27 protein-coding genes and 1 pseudogene are annotated in these 22018 nt (G+C 64.9%); 13 read left to right on the plus strand and 15 right to left on the minus strand.

What is annotated here, in order from left to right; genetic code table 11:
- Nucleotides 1-7: 7 nt before the first annotated feature.
- The 3 genes from pdxY to ABIF91_RS38905 all read right to left on the minus strand — a co-directional run bounded on the left by pdxY (nucleotide 8) and on the right by ABIF91_RS38905 (nucleotide 2245).
- Entirely contained in the window at nucleotides 8-826 is an 819-nt protein-coding gene (gene pdxY, locus ABIF91_RS38895) for a pyridoxal kinase (protein ID WP_028179785.1), read from the minus strand.
- Between the two features lie 40 nt (nucleotides 827-866).
- Nucleotides 867-1508: an FMN-binding negative transcriptional regulator gene (locus ABIF91_RS38900; RefSeq protein WP_028179786.1), complete on the minus strand. Its 642-nt coding sequence runs from the start codon at nucleotides 1506-1508 to the stop codon at nucleotides 867-869.
- Nucleotides 1509-1612: 104 nt separating this feature from the next.
- Entirely contained in the window at nucleotides 1613-2245 is a 633-nt protein-coding gene (locus tag ABIF91_RS38905) for a TetR family transcriptional regulator (protein WP_028179787.1), read from the minus strand.
- A 92-nt stretch (nucleotides 2246-2337) separates the two neighbouring features.
- Between ABIF91_RS38905 and ABIF91_RS38910 the strand changes: the two genes are divergently transcribed.
- Together ABIF91_RS38910 and ABIF91_RS38915 are read left to right on the plus strand one after the other, a co-directional pair.
- Nucleotides 2338-3003: an O-methyltransferase gene (locus tag ABIF91_RS38910; RefSeq protein ID WP_035676235.1), complete on the plus strand. Its 666-nt coding sequence runs from the start codon at nucleotides 2338-2340 to the stop codon at nucleotides 3001-3003.
- 173 nt (nucleotides 3004-3176) lie between these two features.
- Nucleotides 3177-3521: a DMT family transporter gene (locus tag ABIF91_RS38915; RefSeq protein WP_028179789.1), complete on the plus strand. Its 345-nt coding sequence runs from the start codon at nucleotides 3177-3179 to the stop codon at nucleotides 3519-3521.
- A gap of 22 nt (nucleotides 3522-3543) precedes the next feature.
- Here ABIF91_RS38915 and ABIF91_RS38920 read toward each other — a convergent pair whose 3' ends face one another.
- From ABIF91_RS38920 to ABIF91_RS38935, 4 genes are all read right to left on the minus strand, one after another.
- Nucleotides 3544-3864, minus strand: a complete 321-nt coding sequence (locus tag ABIF91_RS38920; RefSeq protein ID WP_028179790.1) for a hypothetical protein — start codon at nucleotides 3862-3864, stop codon at nucleotides 3544-3546.
- 73 nt (nucleotides 3865-3937) lie between these two features.
- On the minus strand, nucleotides 3938-4144 hold the full coding sequence (locus tag ABIF91_RS38925) for a hypothetical protein (RefSeq protein WP_028179791.1): 207 nt from the start codon (nucleotides 4142-4144) through the stop codon (nucleotides 3938-3940).
- Nucleotides 4145-4274: 130 nt separating this feature from the next.
- Nucleotides 4275-4556: a hypothetical protein gene (locus ABIF91_RS38930; protein WP_028179792.1), complete on the minus strand. Its 282-nt coding sequence runs from the start codon at nucleotides 4554-4556 to the stop codon at nucleotides 4275-4277.
- A gap of 127 nt (nucleotides 4557-4683) precedes the next feature.
- On the minus strand, nucleotides 4684-6606 hold the full coding sequence (locus tag ABIF91_RS38935; protein WP_028179793.1) for an FAD-binding monooxygenase: 1923 nt from the start codon (nucleotides 6604-6606) through the stop codon (nucleotides 4684-4686).
- Nucleotides 6607-6710: 104 nt separating this feature from the next.
- Between ABIF91_RS38935 and ABIF91_RS38940 the strand changes: the two genes are divergently transcribed.
- Both ABIF91_RS38940 and ABIF91_RS38945 read left to right on the plus strand, forming a co-directional pair.
- Nucleotides 6711-7175, plus strand: coding sequence for a MarR family winged helix-turn-helix transcriptional regulator (locus ABIF91_RS38940; protein WP_028179794.1), 465 nt, complete (start codon nucleotides 6711-6713; stop codon nucleotides 7173-7175).
- Nucleotides 7176-7292: 117 nt separating this feature from the next.
- Nucleotides 7293-7724: a COG4315 family predicted lipoprotein gene (locus ABIF91_RS38945; RefSeq protein WP_028179795.1), complete on the plus strand. Its 432-nt coding sequence runs from the start codon at nucleotides 7293-7295 to the stop codon at nucleotides 7722-7724.
- 46 nt (nucleotides 7725-7770) lie between these two features.
- Here ABIF91_RS38945 and ABIF91_RS38950 read toward each other — a convergent pair whose 3' ends face one another.
- Nucleotides 7771-8367 (minus strand): L,D-transpeptidase, encoded by a 597-nt coding sequence (locus ABIF91_RS38950; protein WP_162832043.1) that lies wholly within the window; start codon nucleotides 8365-8367, stop codon nucleotides 7771-7773.
- 345 nt (nucleotides 8368-8712) lie between these two features.
- Between ABIF91_RS38950 and ABIF91_RS38955 the strand changes: the two genes are divergently transcribed.
- Both ABIF91_RS38955 and ABIF91_RS38960 read left to right on the plus strand, forming a co-directional pair.
- Complete coding sequence (locus ABIF91_RS38955) at nucleotides 8713-9768, plus strand: hypothetical protein (RefSeq protein WP_028179797.1); 1056 nt, start codon at nucleotides 8713-8715, stop codon at nucleotides 9766-9768.
- 481 nt (nucleotides 9769-10249) lie between these two features.
- Complete coding sequence (locus ABIF91_RS38960; RefSeq protein ID WP_028179798.1) at nucleotides 10250-10480, plus strand: DUF6894 family protein; 231 nt, start codon at nucleotides 10250-10252, stop codon at nucleotides 10478-10480.
- Between the two features lie 95 nt (nucleotides 10481-10575).
- Here the strand turns inward: ABIF91_RS38960 and ABIF91_RS38965 are convergent, their stop codons facing one another.
- On the minus strand, nucleotides 10576-11361 hold the full coding sequence (locus tag ABIF91_RS38965) for an SDR family NAD(P)-dependent oxidoreductase (protein ID WP_028179799.1): 786 nt from the start codon (nucleotides 11359-11361) through the stop codon (nucleotides 10576-10578).
- Nucleotides 11362-11488: 127 nt separating this feature from the next.
- Here ABIF91_RS38965 and ABIF91_RS38970 point away from each other — a divergent pair, with 127 nt between their 5' ends.
- The 3 genes from ABIF91_RS38970 to ABIF91_RS38980 all read left to right on the plus strand — a co-directional run bounded on the left by ABIF91_RS38970 (nucleotide 11489) and on the right by ABIF91_RS38980 (nucleotide 13649).
- Complete coding sequence (locus tag ABIF91_RS38970; RefSeq protein WP_028179800.1) at nucleotides 11489-11881, plus strand: hypothetical protein; 393 nt, start codon at nucleotides 11489-11491, stop codon at nucleotides 11879-11881.
- 114 nt (nucleotides 11882-11995) lie between these two features.
- Nucleotides 11996-12244: a hypothetical protein gene (locus ABIF91_RS38975; protein ID WP_028179801.1), complete on the plus strand. Its 249-nt coding sequence runs from the start codon at nucleotides 11996-11998 to the stop codon at nucleotides 12242-12244.
- Nucleotides 12245-12380: 136 nt separating this feature from the next.
- Entirely contained in the window at nucleotides 12381-13649 is a 1269-nt protein-coding gene (locus tag ABIF91_RS38980; RefSeq protein ID WP_424579725.1) for an IS256 family transposase, read from the plus strand.
- Here the strand turns inward: ABIF91_RS38980 and ABIF91_RS38985 are convergent, their stop codons facing one another.
- The 5 genes and pseudogenes from ABIF91_RS38985 to ABIF91_RS39005 form a co-directional block, all read right to left on the minus strand.
- Nucleotides 13650-13859: a hypothetical protein gene (locus tag ABIF91_RS38985; protein WP_028180818.1), complete on the minus strand. Its 210-nt coding sequence runs from the start codon at nucleotides 13857-13859 to the stop codon at nucleotides 13650-13652.
- Between the two features lie 185 nt (nucleotides 13860-14044).
- Nucleotides 14045-14326 (minus strand): cell division topological specificity factor MinE, encoded by a 282-nt coding sequence (minE, locus tag ABIF91_RS38990; RefSeq protein WP_028180817.1) that lies wholly within the window; start codon nucleotides 14324-14326, stop codon nucleotides 14045-14047.
- Nucleotides 14323-15138, minus strand: a complete 816-nt coding sequence (gene minD / locus ABIF91_RS38995; RefSeq protein WP_028180816.1) for a septum site-determining protein MinD — start codon at nucleotides 15136-15138, stop codon at nucleotides 14323-14325. Before minD ends, minE begins: the two co-directional genes overlap by 4 nt.
- Before the next feature lie 19 nt (nucleotides 15139-15157).
- Nucleotides 15158-15856 (minus strand): septum site-determining protein MinC, encoded by a 699-nt coding sequence (gene minC / locus ABIF91_RS39000; protein ID WP_028180815.1) that lies wholly within the window; start codon nucleotides 15854-15856, stop codon nucleotides 15158-15160.
- A gap of 308 nt (nucleotides 15857-16164) precedes the next feature.
- Nucleotides 16165-17180, minus strand: a pseudogene (locus ABIF91_RS39005) (ABC transporter substrate-binding protein).
- Between the two features lie 100 nt (nucleotides 17181-17280).
- On the opposite strand from ABIF91_RS39005, the gene ABIF91_RS39010 reads away from it, so the two are divergent.
- The gene (locus ABIF91_RS39010; protein ID WP_028180814.1) at nucleotides 17281-17928 is read left to right on the plus strand and encodes a TetR/AcrR family transcriptional regulator; all 648 of its coding nucleotides are present in this window, start codon (nucleotides 17281-17283) and stop codon (nucleotides 17926-17928) included.
- Between the two features lie 84 nt (nucleotides 17929-18012).
- On the plus strand, nucleotides 18013-18783 hold the full coding sequence (locus ABIF91_RS39015) for an ABC transporter permease (protein ID WP_028180813.1): 771 nt from the start codon (nucleotides 18013-18015) through the stop codon (nucleotides 18781-18783).
- Nucleotides 18784-18937: 154 nt separating this feature from the next.
- Here the strand turns inward: ABIF91_RS39015 and ABIF91_RS39020 are convergent.
- Nucleotides 18938-20067 (minus strand): IS3-like element ISRj2 family transposase gene (locus ABIF91_RS39020; protein WP_129557670.1). Its coding sequence is split into 2 segments (ribosomal slippage): nucleotides 18938-19815 and nucleotides 19815-20067, totalling 1131 coding nucleotides; the frame shifts between segments, so codons are not numbered across the junction.
- A 104-nt stretch (nucleotides 20068-20171) separates the two neighbouring features.
- Between ABIF91_RS39020 and ABIF91_RS39025 the strand changes: the two genes are divergently transcribed.
- The gene (locus tag ABIF91_RS39025; protein ID WP_028180812.1) at nucleotides 20172-21209 is read left to right on the plus strand and encodes an NAD-dependent epimerase/dehydratase family protein; all 1038 of its coding nucleotides are present in this window, start codon (nucleotides 20172-20174) and stop codon (nucleotides 21207-21209) included.
- On the plus strand, nucleotides 21196-22017 hold the full coding sequence (locus tag ABIF91_RS39030; protein WP_424579726.1) for a GNAT family N-acetyltransferase: 822 nt from the start codon (nucleotides 21196-21198) through the stop codon (nucleotides 22015-22017). The genes ABIF91_RS39025 and ABIF91_RS39030 overlap by 14 nt, the downstream gene beginning before the upstream one ends.
- Nucleotide 22018: the final 1 nt, after the last annotated feature.

A 22018-nucleotide genomic window follows, 5' to 3' on the forward strand; every position in this document is an offset into this window, starting at 1 on the left:
CCGTCAATCAGGCATCGGGCCCGCGCGTCGGCAACGGCACCAGCCGCATCTCGGCGGAGCCGGCGTCCTGCGTGCGCACCAGCACCGCGAAGATCGTGTCGACCGCAAGCCGTACTGCCGACTCCATCGCTTCGCCCTTGGCCAGATGCGCCGCGATCAAGCCGGTGAGGAGGTCGCCGGTGCCGTAGGGGCGGATCGGCAAGCGCGGCGTCGCAAAGCGCGACAATCGCCCGTCGGCGCACAGGATCGTCTCCACCTGCCCCGCCGCCGTGTCAGCGAGCGTGCAGCCGGTGGCGACCACGTCGATGCGGCCCACCCCTGCGAGCGCGGAGCAGGCCGCGCGGAGGCCCTGGGCATCGGCAATGGTGAGACCGGAGAGCAGCTCGAGCTCGAACTGGTTCGGCGTCGTGAGGTTCGCCGCCGGCAGCAACCGGTGCCGAACCACATCCAAGATGCCGTCCGCAACATAGACGCGGCCGTCATCGCCGATCACGGGATCGCAGAGATAGACGAGCTTCGCATTCCGCGCGAGCGCCCGCTCGACGAAATCGGCGATCACGGCAGCATTGCCCGGCGAGCCCAAATAGCCGGTGACGAGCACCGCAGCCTCGTCGACCAGGCCGCGCTCCTCGATGCCCTTCAGGAGATCGGCGACGAGGTCGCTCTCCAGCACCCGCCCGCGCAGGCTGGGGTAGCGCGGATGGTTTGACAGCAGCGTCGTCGGCACCGCCGCAACGTTCACGCCCTCCGCCTGCATGGCGTAGGCAGCCGCGCTGTTGCCGACATGGCCGTGGACCACCTGGCTCTGAATGGAGATGACGAGCATGAGGAAGGTCCGTAAGGTCAAACGTTGCGCGAGGCAAGCGTCACGGCATCTCGTATCCAAGCCCCTGCCGCAGCGCCTGCATCTTGCGCGCCAGCCGCCGGTGACCCGACTCCTCCGACCGCGCCAATCGATCGGCGACCGCAACATGGTCAGCATCGCTCTTGTGCTGGTTGAGCTTGGCCTGCCCTTCGACCTCATCCACCACGAGATCGACGACGCGGATCGCAGCCAGCATGCTCTCGCGCTTGCCCGGCTCCATCTGCGCGAGGTCCCAGGGTTCCTTCGGTAAGCGCGCCTCGGAGACTGCGAGCAGCGCATCGCCGTGTCCGCGGTTCTCGTCGAGCCCGCGCAGATGAGCCACGCCCGACAGGTGCACCGCTTCGTAAAGCCAGGTCGAGACGTTGTCGCGTGAGGCATACCAGTCGTTGGAGACATAGGCATCGTCGCCGGTAACGATCAGCAGAAATCGTCTGCTGCCATCGGCCAGCGCCACAAGCGGATTCTTGGCGGTGAAGTGAATCTGCACGACAGTGTGCCCGCCGCGCTCGGTCAGCACGAATGGCACGTGAGAGGCCCGCGGCCCGCGCTCGTCCGCCGCCACGATCACGCCGAAGCCGCGAGATGCGGCAAATTCCAGCGCGCGCTGCGTCTCGATGCGGAACTGGGCGCGGAGAACGTGCATGGCGCGGGGACTCGATGAATGGATGACGAACGCGGCGAGGCTAACCCATAATCCCCCGAAATCTGAATAACAATCAACCTTCGAACGCTGATGCCGGCAATCCCTCAGCGCCGCGACAACCTCGCAAGATAGGCGCAGAACATGTCGGCCATGGCGTCGGCATAGGCTGCGATCTCCGCCTCACTCCGCATCTGTTCCGAAAAACTCTTGCCGACTTCGCTCAGCGTCCTCGCGATCAGTTCGCCGGCGAGGGTGCGCGTCGCATCCGAAGCTTTGGGCAGCGCCTCGCGCATGAAGGCGGCGACGATGCCCTCGCCGGCCGCCCGTGCGTCCCGCGCCTCGGGCGCATCGCGATAAAGCGGCGCGGCGTCATTGAGCGCGATTCGGATGACAGCTTCCTCGCACTCGGAGCGGATGAAGGCGTGAACGAGTGTGCGCAGCCGCGCCCGCGGCGGCCTCGCCCGGTCAGCGAGGATGCCTGCGAGCAGCCCACTGGTGCGCCGCCACTCATCGCTCTGGAGACGGAACAGGATCGCCGCCTTGTTCGGAAAATATTGATAGACCGATCCGACGCTCACGCCGGCCCGCTCTGCCACCCGCGCCGTCGTGAAGCGCTGCGCTCCCTCCTTCGCCAGAACCTGAACAGCGGCATCCAGGATGGCCGCCACCAACTCCGTGGAGCGGGCCTGTTGCGGCTGTTTTCGCGAGGAAACTGAAAGGCTTCGACGATTGGACATGATGCCTGCGAGCTATGCGAATAGGAAATGCGACGAATTAGTCGTATTTCGATCTTCGCGCAAGCACGCGCCCCCCAACTCTGGAGACACCAATGAGCATCCCAACCATCACATCGCTTGCGCCGCTGCTGGATCGACTGTTCTACGAGGCCGAAGCCGCAAGCGGCGCAACGCTGGCCGCCGTTGCCGATCTGTCCGACGCCGACCGCGCGCGGATGATGCGAAGCAAGACCGCTTACCGCGACCTCTATGGACGCCTGAAGGACGCTCCGCTCGCGGTCTCACGCGAGACCGGCAGCCTGCTCTATATGCTGGCGCGCAGCTCTCGCGCGAAGGCGATCGTCGAGTTCGGCACCTCGTTCGGCATCTCGACCCTGCACCTGGCCGCAGCTCTGCGCGACAATGGCGGCGGCCGCCTGATCACCTGCGAGTTCGAGCCGTCCAAGGCGGCGCGGGCCCGGGACAACCTTTCGGCCGGCGGCGTGATCGATCTCGTCGACATTCGCGAAGGCGATGCGTTGACGACGCTGAAGTCCGATCTGCCCGAAACGATCGATCTCGTGCTGCTCGACGGTGCCAAGGCGCTCTACCCGAATATCCTCGATCTGCTCGAAGACCGTCTCAAGCCGGGCGCGATCATCGTCGCCGACAACGCCGACGACAGCCCGGACTATCTCTCCCGCATGCGCAAGCCCGGAAGCGGCTATATGTCCACGGCCTTCGCCGACGACGTCGAGCTTTCGGTGCGGATCGATTGAAGCCACGTTCGACCGTCGCTGTGTCATTGAGCCGCAGCGCGATTCATCGCGTGGCGGCTTGGTCATCCGGGCCGACCGCGGAGCCCTTGCGCCGCGCTCCAGGCTGTCGCAGGCACGTCACCCCCGCATGGTATGCGCCGTCATATGTCAGCCATCGTCGGCCTGGTCTCCGCATGAGTTCCGTCTTCAACGCCTATACGGCTCTTGCCCTCGCCATTGTGTTCGAGGTCACCGCGTCGGCGTTCCTGCAGCAGTCCGCGCAGTTCACCCGTCCCTGGCCGACGCTGGCGATGGTGCTGTTCTACGTCGCCTCGTTCTACGCGCTGTCGGTGGCGATCCGGGTCATCCCGTTGAGCATCGCCTACGCGATCTGGGGCGGGGTCGGCATCATCCTGACCGCCACCGTCTCCTTCGTGCTGTTCCGCCAGATCCTGGACGCCGCAGCCTTCGTCGGCATCGCGCTGATCGTGTCCGGGGTCGTGGTCATCAACCTGTTCTCGGAGACCACGGTGCGTTGATGCCGGCCCGATGCCGGTGCGCCTACTGGCTCTGCACCGACTTGGGCTGACGCGGCGCGGATCGAGGCCGCTTTGCGTCAGGCTTGGCCGCACCCCGGGGCGGCGATTCATCGACCGACACGAGGTAGGCGGCGAGTGCCCTGGCCGAGTCGACGCTGGTTGCGTAGTGGTCCTTCAGGAACCAGGACAGCGTCAGGCTGAAGCGGCCCTTGGCGAGACCGCGCGGACTGCGATGGCAGGTCGCGCAGCCGTCAGCAAAGAGCTTCGCGGGCGATTTGCCGGCGTCGAGATTTTGCGCGGCCGCCTCCGTCACCGTCAGCACGGTGGCGGCTGCGACAGTCATCAGAGGCACAGTCAGGCCGCGCCAAGGTCGAAACAACGACGTCAAACTGTCGTCCCCTCGCCCCGTCTCGTGATCACGCCGCCGACTGCTGATCGAATTCGGGCGGCGCGTAGGCCTTGCCATCCTGGTCGGTGATGACGACCCGCCATCCCTCGCTCGCCCACACCTTTGCCTTCGCCACGATGACCAACCGGCTCTCGCGGGCGAAGCTGTACTTCTCGTTGTCGCGTTCTGCGACCATTTTGTAGGCCAATTCGCATCCCCTGGCGTCGCCCTGCACCCAGCCTTCTCGTGGCAGCGGGTTTTGGCGGCAATTCGCCGGGAGCGTGGCAATTTGGTGCCATCGCAGGCGGTATGGGCGCGCCCCGTGCCATCGGCAACGGAGCCAAGCCTGCTGCGCCGGATCGGCGCTAATGCACGCGGATAACGTGGGGGCGGCCGAGATTGATCAGGCCCTGCACCGCCGAGAGGCGGTCATCGAGGGCTGCAATGGTGAGCAACAGATTGTTGCGACGCTCGTCGAGCAAACCCATCTCGGCGCCGCTGAGCTTTGTGCTCGTCCGTTCCTTGTGGATCGCTTCGAGGGACTTGCGCAGTCCGGCAATCAACCCGGCCAACTGCTGGGCCTCCTTGGTCATCGACCGCTTAGCGACATTCTGCTGACGGCGCGTCTCCGCCTGACTCTGACTCATTTCATCCTCCCGTGCCCCGCTGCCCCGAGTGGATGACTGCATCTTTGGATACACATGTTACGATCGATGAAATCTGCCCGCGAAGAACTTTCTTAAATTGTACGTGCAGGGAACTCGACACCGGGCGTCAGATCACCTTCAGCATGAAGCGGTCGAAGTACGAGGCAAGCCCGGCATAGTCGTCGAGCGGCAGCACATTCGCGACATACTGGTCGGGCCGCACCACGACCATGCAGCCGCGCTTTCGATCGATCCCTCGCATTGCGAAAACGTCGTGGCCGCCCTTGAGATCCGGGCAGAACATCTTTTCGTAGTCGATCAGACCATAGCGGCCCTTGCGCGGGAGCAGCAGCGACGGCATCGCCGCGACGGCAAGCTGACGATGATCCTGCTGGAAGACGGCACGCAGGTCGATCACGCTGTCGACGTCGGCGCCAACAGGCGTGTATCGCCGCAATGGTGATTCCCGGGCTTCGGTGAGGAAGCCGCACAGCGCGCGAATGGCCGAGCCGGCAGCCGCAGGATCCTCCGCAGGCGAAAACGCGTAGATGCGGAAACGGCCGTCGGCCTGCGCGGCGTGGCCGAGATGGACCGGCTTGGCGTCCGCCAGCCGGATCACCGGCGCGGAATGGAAGCGCTTGCCGATGACCAGGCCCTGCGCGAGGTGCTGATGCGAAGCCGCGCCGGTGAGCACCGATGGCCTGTAATGCGTTGCCGTGCCCGCGGTATAGCGCCCATGCCTGACGAAATAGTCCTGCGTTTTGGCGGCATCGGCGCCGCCGGCCTTGGCGGCCGAGGCGAGAATCCCCGCCCATTCGCGGTCGAAATCGATCAGCTCTTTCGCGACCGCCTGGCGCTCCGCCGAATAGGAATGCAGCAGGCTCGGCGCACACTGCTTGCGCAGGACGGCGGCGAGCTTCCAGCCGAGATTGAAGGCATCCTGCATCGAGACGTTCATGCCCTGCCCCGCCTTCGGGCTGTGCGTATGGCAGGCATCGCCGGCGATGAAGATGCGCGGCAGGCGCGTATCGGTCTCGGCCTCCGGCACGTCGTCGAACTTGTCGGTGAGGCGCTGGCCGATCTCGTAGACCGACCACCAGGCGATCTCCTTCACGTCCAGTGTATGCGGCTTCAGGATCCGCTGCGCCTTGGCGATCACGTCGTCGGCGGTGATGTTGCGGCTCGCAACGCGCTCGCCGACATCGAGTTTTGCGAGCTCGACATAGATGCGGACCATGTAGCCGCCTTCACGCGGAATGATCAGCAGGCTGCCGTCCCTGGCCGACTGGATCAGCGACTTGAATCGGATGTCCGGGAAATCCGTCACCGCCAGCACGTCCATCACGCCCCAGGCGTGGTTGGCGGAATCGCCATGCAGCTCGCGCCCGATCGATTTGCGCACCGTGCTGCGTGCGCCGTCGCAGCCGACGACGTAGCGCGCCCTGATCGTCTCGACCTCGCCCTCGTGCGCGGCATCGACGCGTTCGAGGCGCACGCTCACGGCGTGATCGGCAGCATCGGCGGCAGGATCGACATGGAGATCAAGCACGCGTCGGCTGTAATACGGCTCGAGCTTCGTTGGCGATCTGCGCATGACGTCGAGGAAACAGTCATGGATGCGCGCCTGGTTGAGGATGACGTGCGGGAATTCCGACAGCCCGTCCTCGACGTCCTGAACCCGGCCGCTGCGGGCGATCTTCTCCGGCGTCGGGTCATCCGGCTTCCAGAACGTCGTTTCGTTGACCCAATAGGCCTCCTTCAGCACCCGCTCGCTGAAGCCATAGGCGTGGAACATCTCCATGGTGCGGCAGGCGATGCCGTCGGCCTGGCCGACCAGCAGCCGGCCCGGCTTCTGCTCGACGATGCAGGTCTTGATGTCAGGAAACTGCGCAAGCTGGGCGGCCAGCGTCAGGCCGGCAGGTCCGCAGCCGACGATGAGAACATCGACCTCGTCAGGCACGGCGCCCGTTGCGCCCGGTGCCTGAACGCGCTCGGCGGGATCGGCAATCTCGGGGTCGCCCGGCTGAAATCCATTCAGATGGAATTGCATGAGCACCTCTCCCGTCAAATTTCTGTCTGGATATTGCTCAGTATGCTGACGGTCAGTATACTTGTCAACGACCTCGAAACCTCCCTGCCTCCGCGGAGACGTCGGTGAAAGACAACAACGACATGCCCGGGCATCTGGCGCGCCGCTTCCAGCAGATCGCGGTCGCGGTGTTCCTGGCCGAAGTCGAAGACGCCGGCTTCGATCTCACGCCGGTGCAGTACGCCGCGCTCGCGACCATCAAGGCCAATCCGGGACTAGACCAGGTAACGCTCGCGGGATTGATCGCCTACGATCGCACCACCATCACCGGCGTGATCGATCGCCTCGTCCAGAAGGGTCTCGCGGAGCGCCGCCCCTCCAGCCGCGACCGCCGCGCGCGGGAGCTCCAAATCACCGATGAAGGCCGGCGCACGCTGCGCAGGATCACGCCGGCCGTCGAATCCGCGCAGCGCATCATGCTGCGCGGCCTGAGCGCCAAAGAGGGGGACGAGCTGATGCGGCTGTTGCGCAAGGCCATCGCCGCCGGCAACGAGCTCAGCCGCGCCCCGCAACGCGATGCGCAAGTCTGATCCCAAGTCACGTCCGAATTTGTCGCAGCGCACGAAACCAGGAACTAACCTTCGCCTGCTAAGCTCGGCCACATTGGGCGCTTAACGCGCGATTAACTTTGTGGGACGGAGTTCGGAATGTTCAGGTTCCTCGTTATGGCCGCAGCCATGACGCTCTCGACCAGTCATGCAGTCGCAGGCGGCCACGGGGGCGGCGACCCTCCTCCGCCGAAGGTCGAGACGCCGACGGCTCCAGCGAAGGTGATCCTGACCAAACAGGGCCCCAAGCTCGTCGATCTCAACGGCATGACGCTTTATATCTACGAGCGCGACACCACCGGAAAGTCCTCGAATTGCAACGGTAAGTGCACCGAGAGCTGGGTTCCGCTGGCCGCGACGGCCGACGCCAGGGCCGTCGGCGACTTCACCGTGATCAGCCGCGACGACGGCAGCAAGATGTGGGCGTACCGCTACCGTCCGCTCTACACTTCACCCGCTGACAAGGCGCCGGGCGACGCCAACGGCATTGCCACGACGCTGCAATGGCGTGTTGCGCGGCCTGAGAACTAAGCCAAGTAACGGCTGGCGGAAATCATGCCAGCCGACGGCGCGGCCCTCAACCGCGCCAGCGCGTGCCCGTCTCGGCCTGCGCGTTCTGCCCTGGCGGCAGCACCACGACCGTCGAATTGAGCTTTACCCGGTCGTAGAGATCGATGACGTCCTCATTGCGCATCCGGATGCAGCCGGACGAGATCGCCTGGCCGATATATTCGGGCTGGTTGGTGCCGTGGATGCGGTAGAGCGTGTCCTTGTTGCCGACATACAGATAGATGCCCCGCGCGCCGAGCGGATTGGCGGGACCGCCTGGAACGCGCGCCGGATACGGTCCGAGCCGCGCCTGGATGTCCGCCGTTGGAACCCAGTCCGGCCATTCCGCCAGGCGGCCGACCCGCGCGACGCCGGAGAACGCCATGGCTTCCTCACCGACCGCAACGCCGTAACGGATCGCCTTGCCCTCGGGGAGCACGTAATAGAGATAGCGCGCATCGGTATCGACCAGGATCGTGCCCGGCTGTTCCTTGCGGTGGTAGTCCACGATATGGCGGAGATATTGCTCAGGCACCTTCGCCTGAGCGTAAGGCGTATGCGCGAGCAACTGACGGTCGCGCGGCGTCATGCTCGCATCCGTCGATGGCGAGAGTGTCGTCTGCATGCAGCCGCCCAGCGGCAACAAGGCTGCGACGAACAAAACGAGTAGAGATCTTGGCACCGCCGGCCCCCCGATAGCGGATAGCAGCACCCCCAGCACCGCCACATATCGCCAAAATCGTGCTGAAAACAAGGCGGGAGAGGAACACGTGCACGCGTTCGATCGACCGGGTTCCATCACCACAAACGGCGGAGGACCGTCGCATCATCTCCATCACCTCGCCTTGCTTTGGTCAAACCCGGCTGGACTCGTGAGCCACGGGGCTCGGGATGGGCTCACTTCAACCGATCGGCGCCGCGCCAATGCGGACGACCTAGGCTTCAAACACCAGGCTTCAAAGGAGTTGCGATGCTCGCGACGCTGAATGCCAAGCAAATCGTCGATGAGATCGTGAAGGACACGGTCAAGGACAACGACCCCCACGACGCGGTTCAGATCTCTCCCGAGATCGTACTGGCCTCGCGGTCCACAAGCGCGTCTCCTGCGCTGGCGCCGGAGATCGCGCCGCGTCCGGAGCCCAGTTTCACTCCGGAGCCCAAGCTCACTTTGGAGCCGAAGTTCACGCCGGAGCCGGCGCGCGCGCCCGAGCCCACCATCAACGTCGTCTACGGAAAGCCCGCCGCGGCACCATTTGTCGACACGGCTGTCCGCGTCACGTCCAGCGACGTTCCTGTCAGGCAGAAGCGATCCTCGGTCGGCAAGTGGCTGCGCGGTGCGTCCGTCGCGTTCCTGTTTGCCGGCGCCAGCGTGGCCGCCAGCATCGCCTGGGAGAAGCACGGCGACACGGCAACGCAAATGCTGGCAGAATGGACGCCGGCACTGACTTCGTTGCTACCGGTGACCTCGCTGCTACCTGCGACATCGCAGACCGCGCCGGTCGCCGCGCAGGCCGCACCGCCCGCAGTGGAAGCTACTTCGGATCAAGTGGTCGACCAATCTGCGACGCCGCCCGCCGCTCAGGTTGCCGCGGTCGCGCCTGCCCCGACACTGCCCGTCGACACAACGCAGTCGGTGCAATCGATGACGCGCGATCTCACCGCGATGGCGCAGCAGATCGAGCAGCTCAAGGCCAGCATCGCCGAGCTGAAGGCCGGGCAGGAGCAGATGGCGCGTGAAATGGCGAAGCCGCCTGCACCGAAGCCGGCAGCCGAAGCGAAGCCACCGGTCGATCCGCGCGCACGCGCCGCTGCGCTTCCGCCGCAGCCTGCCGCGCCTCCGGTTCGCAAGCCCAAGCCGGCCGTGGCACGGAACTCCATGCCGGCCTCCTCGCCCGCACCGCTCGCACCTCCGCCGCCGCCATCGCAGGCCGCCGCGGTCCCGCCGCCAGCTGCGCCGGCCACGACGACGCAAGCCGTTGCCGATGACGATGGACCTATCGTCCGCCCGCCAATGCCGCTGCGTTAGAGCGTGATCCGGAAGAGCGTGTGTAGCGGTTTTCCGAAAAGACCATGCTCAAGACAACAACTTGAAGCGCGATGACGGTTGGTCCTGATTTCATCGCGCTTTAGGCAATGCCAGGGACAGCTCGACGTCGCGATCTCGCGCATGCTGTCCGAGTCGATGTAATGCGTTGAGTCCGGGCGACTACGGGAAGCGATGCATCGCTCGTCTTCCATTCAAGAGAAAAGGCCGTCGGGATCTATGCCGCCGGCCTTCTCGTGCAGCTGCCGGTTCCCGGAGCCCGGTTCTGCTGCAATTCCATGCCTCATGGTCGCGCGGACATATTTAATAAAATGTTAACACGCTCACATGCTGCACATCATTTCTGCGCCATAAGCTCAGAGATTGCGCGGCCTGTTCATTCGGCAACTATCGACTCAGTGGTATCATCCGGGATGTGTTGAGACTTGCACTTAAGCTCAGATCGTCACACGGGGAAATTCAGATGCCCTACTACTCTTTCGATCTTGTGGTTGGTGAGGAGTTCAAGAACCAGTGGGGAATCATCCTCGAAGACATCGAGGTTGCCTCCGATCGCGCCGATCAACTGGCATGCGAGCTGTCGCAGGTGAAGCCGGAGCTGCAGCACAAGGGTTGCGCGGTGCGCGTCACCGATCGCGACCACAATGAGCTCTATCGCACGCCGCTCGACCCGGTGCCGGCCTGGCAGCGCTAAGCACAGTCTCTTCAAGCGAAGTGGATGCCAGTTCGCGTTGAGAAACGCGTCAGACCAACACGCCAAAGTTGGTTCCGACGAAATCGGAACGATCTCTACTCTTCAAGCGTCGGCGGCTCGAACCAGTTCGTCAGCGACAATCCACCGTCGACGACGAAGGCCGCGCCGGTGACGTAAGCGGAGAGCTTGTTCGACAGCACCGTGAGCGCCATCGGCACGAGGTCCTTGGCCTCGCCGAGACGCCCGAGCGGAATGTGCCGCGCCAGCGCGGGATCCGCAACGAATCCGCCGGCCGCGATCGCGCCGGGCACCAGCGCGTTGACGCGGATGTTGTAACGCCCCAACGTCTTCGCGAACTCCTTCACCAGCATCGCCATTGCAGCCTTCGCCGTCGAATAGTGCGCCAGGTTGCGCGGGGTGCCCGCATGCAGCGAGGTGAGGAACAGGAACGAGCCCGGTCGTTTCGCCGCGATCAGCCGTTTTGCGAGTTCGCGCCCCAGGTGAAAGCCGGCATCGAGATTGACGGCATGCATCTCCTGCCAGGTCCTGCGATCGACCGCGAGGGCATGATCGGCCTCCCGTCGCGGCGGCGAGGCGCTATGGACGAAATGGGTGACCTCGCCCAGCGCTGCGTGTGCGGCAGCCAGCAGTTCGTCGCAGGCCTCGAGCCTGGCGAGATCGCCGACCCAGGGCACGGCCAGAGCGGGCTGCTCGCTGGCGCTGATCGCGGCACGCACCCGCTCCGCGCTCACATCGGCGAACATGGTGCGGACGCCCTCACCGACCAGGGCCTGCGCGATCGCGCGGCCGATGCCATTGCCCGCGCCGGTGACGAGCGCGGTGTCGCGTGCTGGATCGAACGGCGAACTGAAGAGGCTCATGTCATGCTCCGAGGCCGGGAAGCGGCAGGTTAGCCCACCGCGCGGACCGACGACAATTGCACCGCGCGCCATTGCGGAGCGGCGCGACGGGCGCTAGCCTCTCAAAAAAATGGAGGAGGTTCCAGGAATGCGCACCGGTTTTCTGATGACGGGCCTGTTGCTGCTGGCTGCGCCAGTCCAGGCTGGCGACGCGCCGCCGCGGTCGACCTATGTGACGATGGTCTTGCAGGCCTTCGCCGCCAAGGTCGAGTGCCCCAACACGGACCTCGTCTATCAGGACCTCGTGCAGAGAGCGCAGCAGATGCACCTGCCCGACGGCACCACCGAGAAGGTGCGCAAGGCGATCGCCTGGATGCACACCGGCGGCAAGCTGGGCGAGAAGCAGGACGATGATTTGATGGCCGAGGTCGCGGTCGCGACCCAGGCCACCGACATGGACCAGCGCCGGCTCGGCATGCCCGGCTGGTGCGAAGCCCAAAAGACCAACCTCGCCGGCCTGATCCGCAGTAAGGGCGGCTAGCGAGCCGGGGCTATCGCCGCATTAAGCACTCCGCGACGGAACCGCTGCTCCGGCCCAAAATCGTCACAATCCTCGAAAGCATGCGACCTCTTCGAATTCGAACAGGAGGTCCTGATGCGGAGTATCCATTTCGTTTTCGCCGGCGCGATTGCGGCCGCCACGGTGCTGACCGCGCCCGCACAGGCGAGGAATGCCGACGCCCAGAAAGGCGAGGAAAAATCCACCCCATCCTCATGCAGTGCCTATCAGCAGGCGCCGGATGGCTCGTGGGAGCCACTCCCCTGCAAGGAGACAGGCGAGCGCGGGCAGCCGCAGACACAGAACCGCACGTCGCCGCAAGGCAGCGATCGTGGGGAGCGTTGAAGGCGCTCGCGCTTACGAATGTCAGCTCTGATGCGGGCCGAGCTATGGCGGAATCTGGGTGATGACGGTGTGAGGAAGGCGGCGTATCGAGGCGGGTGACGAGCCTGCCAGAACCTCTCGAGGAGAGCGATACGCCATGACCGAGACTACCAATGTTCTTGCTTTCCGTCAGCCGTCCGCGGTTGATGATCCACTGACCGATATCGTTCGTGCCGGCGCGCGGGACCTGCTTGCCAGGGCGATCGAGATCGAGGTTGGCGCGTTTCTGGCCAGCACGGCCAATCTGACGCTGCCCGACGGTCGAGCGCGCCTGGTCCGACATGGGCACGGTCCGGTGCGCGAGATTGCGACCGGCATCGGTCCGGTGGAGGTCGCTCGTCCCAAGGTCCGCGACCGCGGAGCGAGCGGGCCAGGCGACCGCCTCCGCTTCAGTTCGGCAATCCTGCCGCTATGGGCGCGGCGGACGAAGAGCCTGGATGCCTTGATCCCGGTCCTCTATTTGCGCGGCATCTCGACCGGCGACTTCCAGGAGGCGCTCTCGGCGCTGCTCGGCAAGGATGCGCCGAACCTGTCGCCTTCGGTGATCGCCGGCCTGAAGGCCGATTGGCAGGTCGAGTACGAACGCTGGCAGAGACGCGATCTGTCGGCGCGTCGCTATGTCTACATCTGGGCCGATGGCGTGTACCTGCAGGCCCGCATGGAAGATCACAGCGAATGCATGCTGGTGCTGATTGGCACCACGCCGGAAGGCAAGAAGGAGCTGATCGGCTTCCAGGTCGGCGTGCGCGAGAGCGCGCAGAGCTGGCGCGAACTCCTGATCGACCTGCGGCAACGCGGGTTACGGATTGCCCCGCAACTCGCCATCGGCGACGGCGCCCTCGGCTTCTGGAAGGCACTGGACGAGGCCTTTCCCGGCACGCGGCACCAACGATGCTGGTGCCATAAAGTGAGCAACGTACTCGACAAGGTCGCCAAATCCGTGCAGGGCCCCATGAAGAACGACCTGCGGAACATCTATCTGGCCCCACACCGGGCCGAAGCTGAAACCGCGATCGACGTCTTCGTCGAGAAATACCACGTCAAATACGGACGTGCGGTGGAGTGCCTGATCAAGGATCGCCATGCGCTGCTCGCCTTCTTCGACTTCCCTGCTGAGCACTGGATCCACCTACGCAACTCGAACCCGATCGAGAGCGTCTTCGCCACGGTGCGCCACCGAACGGTGCGGACCAAGGGATCGCTGTCGCAACAAACTGCGAAGCTGATGGTGTTCAAGCTCATCGACGCCGCATCGAAGACCTGGCGGCGATTGAAGAGCACGAACCAGTTGCCGAAAGTCATCGCCGGTGTAAAGTTCATCGACGGAATCGAAGTCATTCCGAACACTGAAAGCCACGCCGCCTGATCAGGCCGCGTCACCCAAAATCAGCCATAGCTCATGCGGGCCGCGCATGATCTTCATGGCGTCCACGATGTGACGCCATTCCCTGGCCTCGTCGGTCTCGCCGCGGCCCTCGCAGGCCTGGGCCTGCTCGGCGGCTTTCGCAATCGCAGCAAGTCCGTGCTGTTCGAGCATCTGCCGGGCAACGGTATGAACCTGGACCTCGGACATCATGGGCGCTCTCCCGCTTGAGGGAACTGCGGTGCAGCGCACAACTGCCACCGCGGGTGTCTCACAACGATCGAGGCCCCGAGCTCGTTCCGTCCCGTCGATGTGAGCCCAAGACAAAGGCGGCCCGCCATGCCCGGCGGACCGCCTTCTCACCCACCCCAAAACCGGCAGTCTCCGGCCGCGGCTCCCTACGCCACCGCCGCCTTCTTGCGCTCGAAATCGTTCGGCACCTCGATATCGACCTCCAGGGTCGAAACCTCGTCGCCGCGCTCGAGCCGGACGATGACCTTGGTCGGGTCCAGCGTTACATGCCTGGACACGACGGCGAGAATTTCCTCACGCAGCACGCCGAGCAGATCGGGCTGGCCGCGCATTCCGCGTTCATGGGCAAGCAGGATCTGCAACCGTTCGCGCGCGACCGGTGCAGTGGCCTTGTTGCCGCGGAGAAGCCGAAGCAAACCCATGCTCATGCAGCCCTCCGTCGCAGCAGGCGATCCATGAAGCCCTTGCGCTCCGCCGGCACCTGCATGGCGATTGTCTCGCCGCACAGCCGCCGCGCCGCGTCGATATAGGCCCGCGCGGGCGCGCCGTCCGCATTCGACAGCGTCACGGGCGTGCCGACGTTGGAGGCGCGCAGCACGTCCTGGCTCTCCGGGATGATGCCGAGCAATGGCGTTGCCAGGATCTCGAGGATGTCGTCGATGGTCAGCATCTCGCCGCGCGCGGCACGCGAGGGATCGTAGCGGGTGATGAGGATGTGCTTCTCGACGCGCTCGCCCTTCTCGGCCCGCACCGTCTTGGAATCGAGCATGCCGATGATGCGGTCGGAATCGCGCACCGAGGAGACTTCCGGATTGGTGACGATCACGGCCTCGTCGGCAAAGCGCATGGCCATGGAGGCGCCGCGCTCGATGCCGGCCGGGCTGTCGCAGATCACCCAGTCGAAGCGGCTGCGCAGATCGTCGATGACCTTGCCGACGCCCTCTTCCGTCAACGCGTCCTTGTCGCGGGTTTGCGAGGCCGGCAGCAGCCAGAGATTCTCCAACCGCTTGTCGCGGATCAACGCCTGCGGCAGCTTCGCGACGCCCTGCACCACGTTGATGAGATCGAACACCACGCGGCGTTCGGCGCCCATCACGAGGTCGAGGTTGCGCAGGCCGACGTCGAAATCGACGACGACGACCTTGTCGCCGCGTTGCGCGAGCGCCGCCCCTAGTGCGGCGGTCGTCGTGGTCTTGCCGACCCCGCCCTTGCCTGATGTCACGACCAGTACTTTGGCCATCTCAATTGTCTCCTTCTGGTCAGTTCAGCGCAGTAATTCGCATGGTGTTGCCTTGCAGGAAGGCCTGTGCGGGCCGGCCGCGCAAGGCCTCGTCAATGTCGTCGGCGGTCTGATAAAACCCATCGATTGCAAGCAGTTCGGCTTCGATCTTCTGACAATAGATGCGCGCGCTGGTGTGACCGTTCACGCCCGCCATGGCGCGGCCGCGCAGCGCGCCGTAGACGTGGATGGAGCCGCCGGCAACGACCTCGGCGCCGGAGCCGACCGAGCCGAGAATGGTGACGTCGCCTTCCGGGAAGATCACGGTCTGGCCCGAGCGCACGGGGTTTTCGAGGAGCAACGATGTGGGCTTGGTCTCGGCCTTCACCTCGGCCTTCTTCGGCGCGCTCGGCTCGACCACGCAGCTGCGCCCGCCCGACAAAAGCGGCGGCATCCCGGAGGTCAGCCGGCCCTCCTCCACGCCCTCGATGCCGAGCACGCGGATGTTGCGGTCCTGAAGGCTGGTGAGCAGATGGCCGATGCCGGACTGGCTGAGATCGACCGAGGACAGGTCGATCACCACGGGCCGGCCGGCGAAGAAGCCCGGCGAACGCGCGATGGTGGCATCGATCTCCTGCAGCCAGTCCTGGATCGGAACCGTCGGCGTGAACACGAAGGCCACATAGGAGCGCCCGCGCAGGCGCACCATTTGACGTTGGACTTTTGCTGCAGCCTGCATAGCGGCCGACTCGTTCCCTGTTATTGAATAGTTAACGATGCGGCGGATATGGTTAACAGCCGGTTAACGCCTCCGTGAGGTTAGGTGGGATGGGCGGTTCTTTGGTAGGCTGGCCGGGCGCAATCACCTGGCAAGCGTTAGACGGGCGCCCTCGCCCAGCACATCACTGTCGCCGCCCGGCTTGACCGGGCGACCCAGTACTCCGAGGCGAGCGTGAGTCAGTCGATAGTTCGCGGCGTACTGGATGCCCCGGTCAAGCCGGGGCATGACACCGGTGTGTGGCGCGAGCGTAGCGGCCAACTACCCCCCTACTTCTTCACCTTGCTCGCATCCATCTTGATAGCGGGATCCAGCATCTTGGTCGTGAACGCCGTGGTCACGTCGAACGGCTTCTCCATGCCGAGATAGGTTTGGACCAGCTCGTAGTCCTTCTTCATCCGCTCGCCGTCGATCCAGCCGAGACCCTTGGTGGTCGTGAACTCGTCCGTCATCAGGAACTTGATGCGCTCCCACTGGCGTTCCTGGTTGGCCCGGTCGAGCCCCGAGACCTGCGCGAGCAGCGCGTCCAGGCACGGGGCCACGTCGGCGACGCAGGCCGCGAAAGCTTTCTGCGTGACGCGCACGAAGTCCTCGACGACCTTCGGGTTCTTCTGCAAGTAGGCGCCGTTGACGATCAGGGAATTGCCGTAAGGGTTGAGCCCGATGTCCTTCCAGTTGACGTAGCCGAGATCGGGACCGAACTCGATCACCTTCAGATCGTGCTCGTTGTAGAAGTCGCTGATGATATCGACCGTGTGGCTCTTCAGCGCCGCGATCTTGGCGGTCGGCCCGACATTGACGAAGCCGACGGAGTCGGGCGCAAGCCCTGCCGCCTTGGCGAAGGCCGGCCACATCACGCGCGAGGCATCGCCGGGCGGATTGCCGATCTTGTGCCCGGCGAAATCCTTCACCCCGTTCACGCCATAGCTCTTCAGCCAGTAGAAGGTCTGGCCGGTATTGGCATAGACGCTCATCACCGCAACCGTGTCGGCGCCCTTGCTCTTGGCCACCAGCATGGTGGCGAGATCGGCGACGCCGAACGGCGAGCCGCCCGAGCCGACCTTGGCCGCGAGACGCCGGAGCCCTTGCCGGTCTCGATGGTGAGATCGATGCCCGCCTTCTCGTACCAGCCCTGCGCCTTGGCGTAATAATACGGCGAGTGGTCGGCCGTCGGCGTCCAGTTCAGGATCAGATTGACGGCCTCTCCCGCATGCGCGGGCATCGCCGTCGCACCGAGCGCCAGAGCCAACACCAGGGCCGAGCCCGCCGCCTGCAAACGCTTCATCGCATCTCTCCTCGTTGCCGCGACCCGGCTTGTCGCTCTCCCCTTGTGAGGATACCAATGCAACAAGCCCGCCCTCCACTTGTCAACTGTTTGGTTGGAAATGCCCGCAAAACGATCTGGCGACACCGTGCCGCAGCGCCGCGACCCCGTCGCCACCCGCAGGAAGCTGCTGACCGCGGCGCGCCAGGAATTCGCCCGGCACGGCTTTGCGGGCGCGCGGGTCGACGAGATCGCCGAGCGCGCCGGCGTCAACAAGCAGCTCGTCTACCACTATTTCGGCGACAAGGACGCGCTCTACCTCGCCGTGCTCGAATGGGTCTATGAGGACATCCGCGAGCAGGAGCGCAGGCTCAATCTCGAAGGCCTGCCGCCGGAGAAGGCGATCCGCAAGCTGATCGAGGCATCGTTCGATCACCTGGCGGCAAACCCTGATTTCATCGTGCTTCTGAACGACGAGAACCGCGGCGGCGCCCGTCATGTCCGCGGCTCGACCCGGCTGGAGGCGATGCACTCGCCGCTCGTCAAAAGCGTCTCCCACATCCTCAACGAGGGGGTGCGATCTGGCGTATTCCGCAAGGGGATCGATCCCGTCCAGCTCTACATCTCCATTGCGGGCCTCAGCTATTTCTTCTTCTCCAACACGCCGACGCTGTCGGCGATCTTCGGCAAGGACCTGTCGAGCAGGGCCCAACGGCGCGCCCGCCGCCGGCACGTCGCCGACCTCGTGCTCCAGTCACTCCGGCCCTAATCAACCAACTGGTTGAAACTTCCCTCGAGTCCGGCTAGGCTCGCGACACGCAGCAGGGTGGCTGTCGGCAACAGGGAGCATGCGGTGGCAGGAGACGGGGCACGCACCTCGCGCAGCTTTGCGATCATCCTGATCGTGCACCTCGCCGTGCTCGTGCTGTGGCAGGTCGCGGTCGATGCCTTCCAGGTCCCGAAATTCATCCTGCCCTCCCCGCTTGCGACAATTCAGACGTTGGGGACCACGGGCTATGCCTGGGGCGCCAACACGCTGGTGACGGCGATCGAGATCCTCGGCGGCTTCGCGCTCGGCGCCTTCGTCGGCGTCGCGCTTGCCGTGATCTTCAGCTGGGCACCGCTGCTCAGCCTCGTGCTGCTGCCGTTGTTCGTCACGCTGAACATGATTCCGAAAGTGGCGCTCGGCCCGCTCTTCATCGTCTGGTTCTCCTACGGCATCGTGCCGAACATCCTGATCGCCTTCAGCATCTGCTTCTTCCCGATCCTGCTCACCACCGCGCGCGGCCTGCGCGAGGTCGAGCCGGACCTGCTCGATCTCGTCAAATCGCTGCGCGGATCGCGCTGGACACTGTTCCGCAAGATCCAGCTGCCGGGATCGCTGCCCTACATCTTCTCCGGGATGAAGGTCGGCGCAATCCTTGCGGTCGCCGGCGCCATCGTCGGCGAGTTCATCGCCTCCGAGCGCGGGCTCGGCTACCTCATGATCCAGGTGCAGTCCTCGCTCGACACGCCCGCGATGGTGATGGCGGTCGTGCTGCTGACGCTGCTTGGTGTCGCTCTCTACGGCCTGGTCCTCGCCCTCGAACGCATGTTCGTGGTCGGCGACGCCAGGCAGACCTGAAGACCAAGAGAGCTGGCCCCGGTTGTTTGGACAGCGCCCCGCTGGATTTAAGTGGATTCCTGCCGGGTTATGCTGAACGCGGGGCTTTACGGTTTTGTCGTTGCGTCGGGAGGGCGTAGCCCGACCAGAGCGACGACAAAACCGTCGGCGACGGTCATGCGGCCATCACCATAGCTTGCGTGCCGAAGTAAGCCTCGTCGGGCGTGCGCCCGTCAAGGCTCGAGTGAGGGCGTCCCTGATTGTAGAAGGCCAGATACTTGGCAATTGACGCTCGCGCCTCGGACACGCTGTCGTAGGCGCGGAGATATACTTCTTCGTATTTGACCGTGCGCCAGAGCCGCTCGACAAACACGTTGTCGCGCCAGGCGCCCTTGCCGTCCATGCTGATGGCGATCTTCGCGTCCAGCAGCACATCGGTGAACTCGAGGCTGGTGAACTGGCTGCCCTGATCCGTGTTGAAAATCTCGGGCCTGCCGTGCTTCGCCAACGCCTCCTGGACCGCTTCGACGCAGAAGGCCGCCTCCATTGTGATCGAGACGCGATGGGCCAGGACCCGTCGGCTGAACACATCGACGACCGCCGCGAGATAGACGAAGCCACGCCGCATCGGAATGTAGGTGATGTCCATTGCCCACGCATGGTCGGGCCGCTCGATCTTCAATCCGCGCAACAGGTACGGGTAGATCTTGTGACCCGGAGCCGGCTTGCTCGTGTTCGGGCGACGATAGACCGCCTCGATCCCCATGCGCTTCATCAGCGTCGCGATGTGGCGGCGACCGGCGTATACGCCCTCCCGCCGCAGCAACGATCGCAGCATACGCGCTCCCGCGAAGGGATAATCGAGATGCAGCTCATCGAGCCGACGCATCAAGGCAAGGTCCTCGGCCGAAACTGGCCGAGGTTCATAGTAGACCGTGCTGCGAGCCAGCTTCAGGACCTTCGCCTGGCGCACGATAGAAAGATCATGATCGCGGTCGATCATCGCTTTGCGCTCAGCAGGCCCGCCTTGGTGAGCGCGCCGGACAAAAAATCGTTTTCCAACGCCAGCTCGCCGATCTTGGCATGTAACGCCTTCAAATCGACCGGCGTCTCGGCCGATGTCTTGTCATGCCCAAACACGCCGGCGGCGCCTTCCAGGAGCTGGTTTTTCCAGATCGTGATCTGGTTCGGATGAACATCAAACAGTTGCGCCAGCTCCGCCAGTGTCTTGTCGCCTTTGACCGCAGCCAAAGCAACCTTCGCCTTGAATGCCGGAGAATGCGTCCGGCGGCTCTTCTTCGTCATCTTCGCTCCTGATTCGCAGCAAGAATCCTCGCCGCTGTCAGGCAGAAAATCCACTCAAGCTACTGTCCGAATTTGCGGGGCCAGCTCTCAAGGACGACGTACCCATGCTGCTCACCCGCCAGACGCTGCCGAAGACCATTCCCGACATCGCTGCACTCGACGATCTCCTGTGCCGGCCGAGCCAGGCCCTGATCGACGACCTCAAGAAGGTCGAGGGCGACATCATGATCCTCGGCGTCGCCGGCAAGATGGGCCCGACCCTGGCAGGACTTGCGAAGGCCGCCGCGCCGGATCGCCGCGTCATCGGCGTCGCCCGCTTCAGCGACGCCGGCGTGAAGGACTGGCTGCACGCGCGCGGGATCGAAACGATCAACTGCGACCTGATGGACGAGAAGGCGATTGCAGCGCTGCCCAAGGCGCCGAACATCGTCTTCATGGCCGGCCGCAAGTTCGGCGCCGAGGGCGATCTGTCGCTGACCTGGGCGATGAACGCGCATGTGCCGGCGCTGGTCGCGCAGGCCTTCCCCTCCTCGCGCATCGTGGCGTTTTCGACCGGCTGCATCTATCCGTTCGTGCCGGTCGACGGCAAAGGCTCGAGCGAGGACATGGCGCCGAACCCGCCCGGCGAATACGCCCAGTCCTGCGTCGGCCGCGAGCGCATGTTCGAATATTTCTCGCACAAATTCGGCACGCCGGGGCGCCTTTTCCGCCTCAACTACGCGATCGACATGCGCTACGGCGTGCTGCACGATATCGCGACGAAAGTGCTGACGGGCGCACCGATCGACGTCAGCCTCGGCCATGTCAATTTCATCTGGCAGGGCGATGCGTCCTCCCAGGCACTGCGCTGCCTGGCGCATTGCACGACGCCGACCTCGCCGATCAACGTCAGCGGCCACGAGATCCTCGCGGTGCGCGATCTCGCGGCGAAGTTCGGCGCAAGGTTCGGCCGCGCGCCGGTGCTGACGGGCAAGGAAGAGCCGACGGCCTGGCTGACCGACACGTCAAGGGCGGTCGAACTGTTCGGCCTGCCCGTCGTTGACACCGAGCAACTGATCGCCTGGACCGCGGATTGGGTCTCTCGCGCCATGCCGAGCCTCGGCAAGCCTACCAAATACGAGGTGCGCGATGGCCGCTACTGACGGTCCGCGCATCGTCCGGCTCGGCGTCGAAGACGCCGCGGCGGGCCTTGTGCTCTCGACCGAAGCGCACTGGAACCAGACGATCGAGGACTGGTGCTTCTTCTTGCGTGACGGGTTCGTCCTCGGCATCCACGACGGAGCGCGGCTGGTCGCAACTGCGGCCCTGCTGCCCTATTCCGGCAACAATGCATGGATCAGCATGGTGCTGGTGACGGCAAGCCACCGCCGCCGCGGTCTTGCCACGCAGCTCGTCGATGCCTGCCTCGAGGCGGCGCGCAAGGACGGGCTGACCTGCTGGCTCGATGCGACGCCTGACGGCGCCCGGGTCTATGGCCCGCTCGGCTTCACCCCGACCTCGCAATTGCGCCGGCTGAAGCTGGTGAAATCCACGTCCGCGCCCGGGCAGGCTCCGTCAACCGCAACACTTGACGCGCTTTGCAATCGGGACCGGCGCGCGACCGGCCTCGACCGCACCGCCCTGCTCTCCGCTTTCGCGCGGCGACCCGGCTCGCGCATCGTCTCCACGAACGGCGCCATCGCACTGGTGCGGAACGGCCGGGCCGCGTGCCATATCGGCCCGTTGTTCGCCGATCACACCACAGCCGCGCTGACCCTGGTCGACGCGATCGCGCGGTCGCAGGACGGACCGCTCCTGCTCGACGCCGTCGCGTCGCAAGCCGCATTCCTGGACGGATTGACGGGGTCCGGCTGGACCATCGAACGCCCGTTCCAGCGGATGCGTCTCGGCCCCGCCACCGCCATGGCCGGGGAAATGCCATTCGCCGTCGCCGGCCCCGAATTCGGATAGG

The sequence above is a fragment of the Bradyrhizobium sp. USDA 241 genome (assembly GCF_049739505.1).
In the GTDB taxonomy this organism is placed as follows: Bacteria; Pseudomonadota; Alphaproteobacteria; order Rhizobiales; family Xanthobacteraceae; genus Bradyrhizobium; species Bradyrhizobium liaoningense.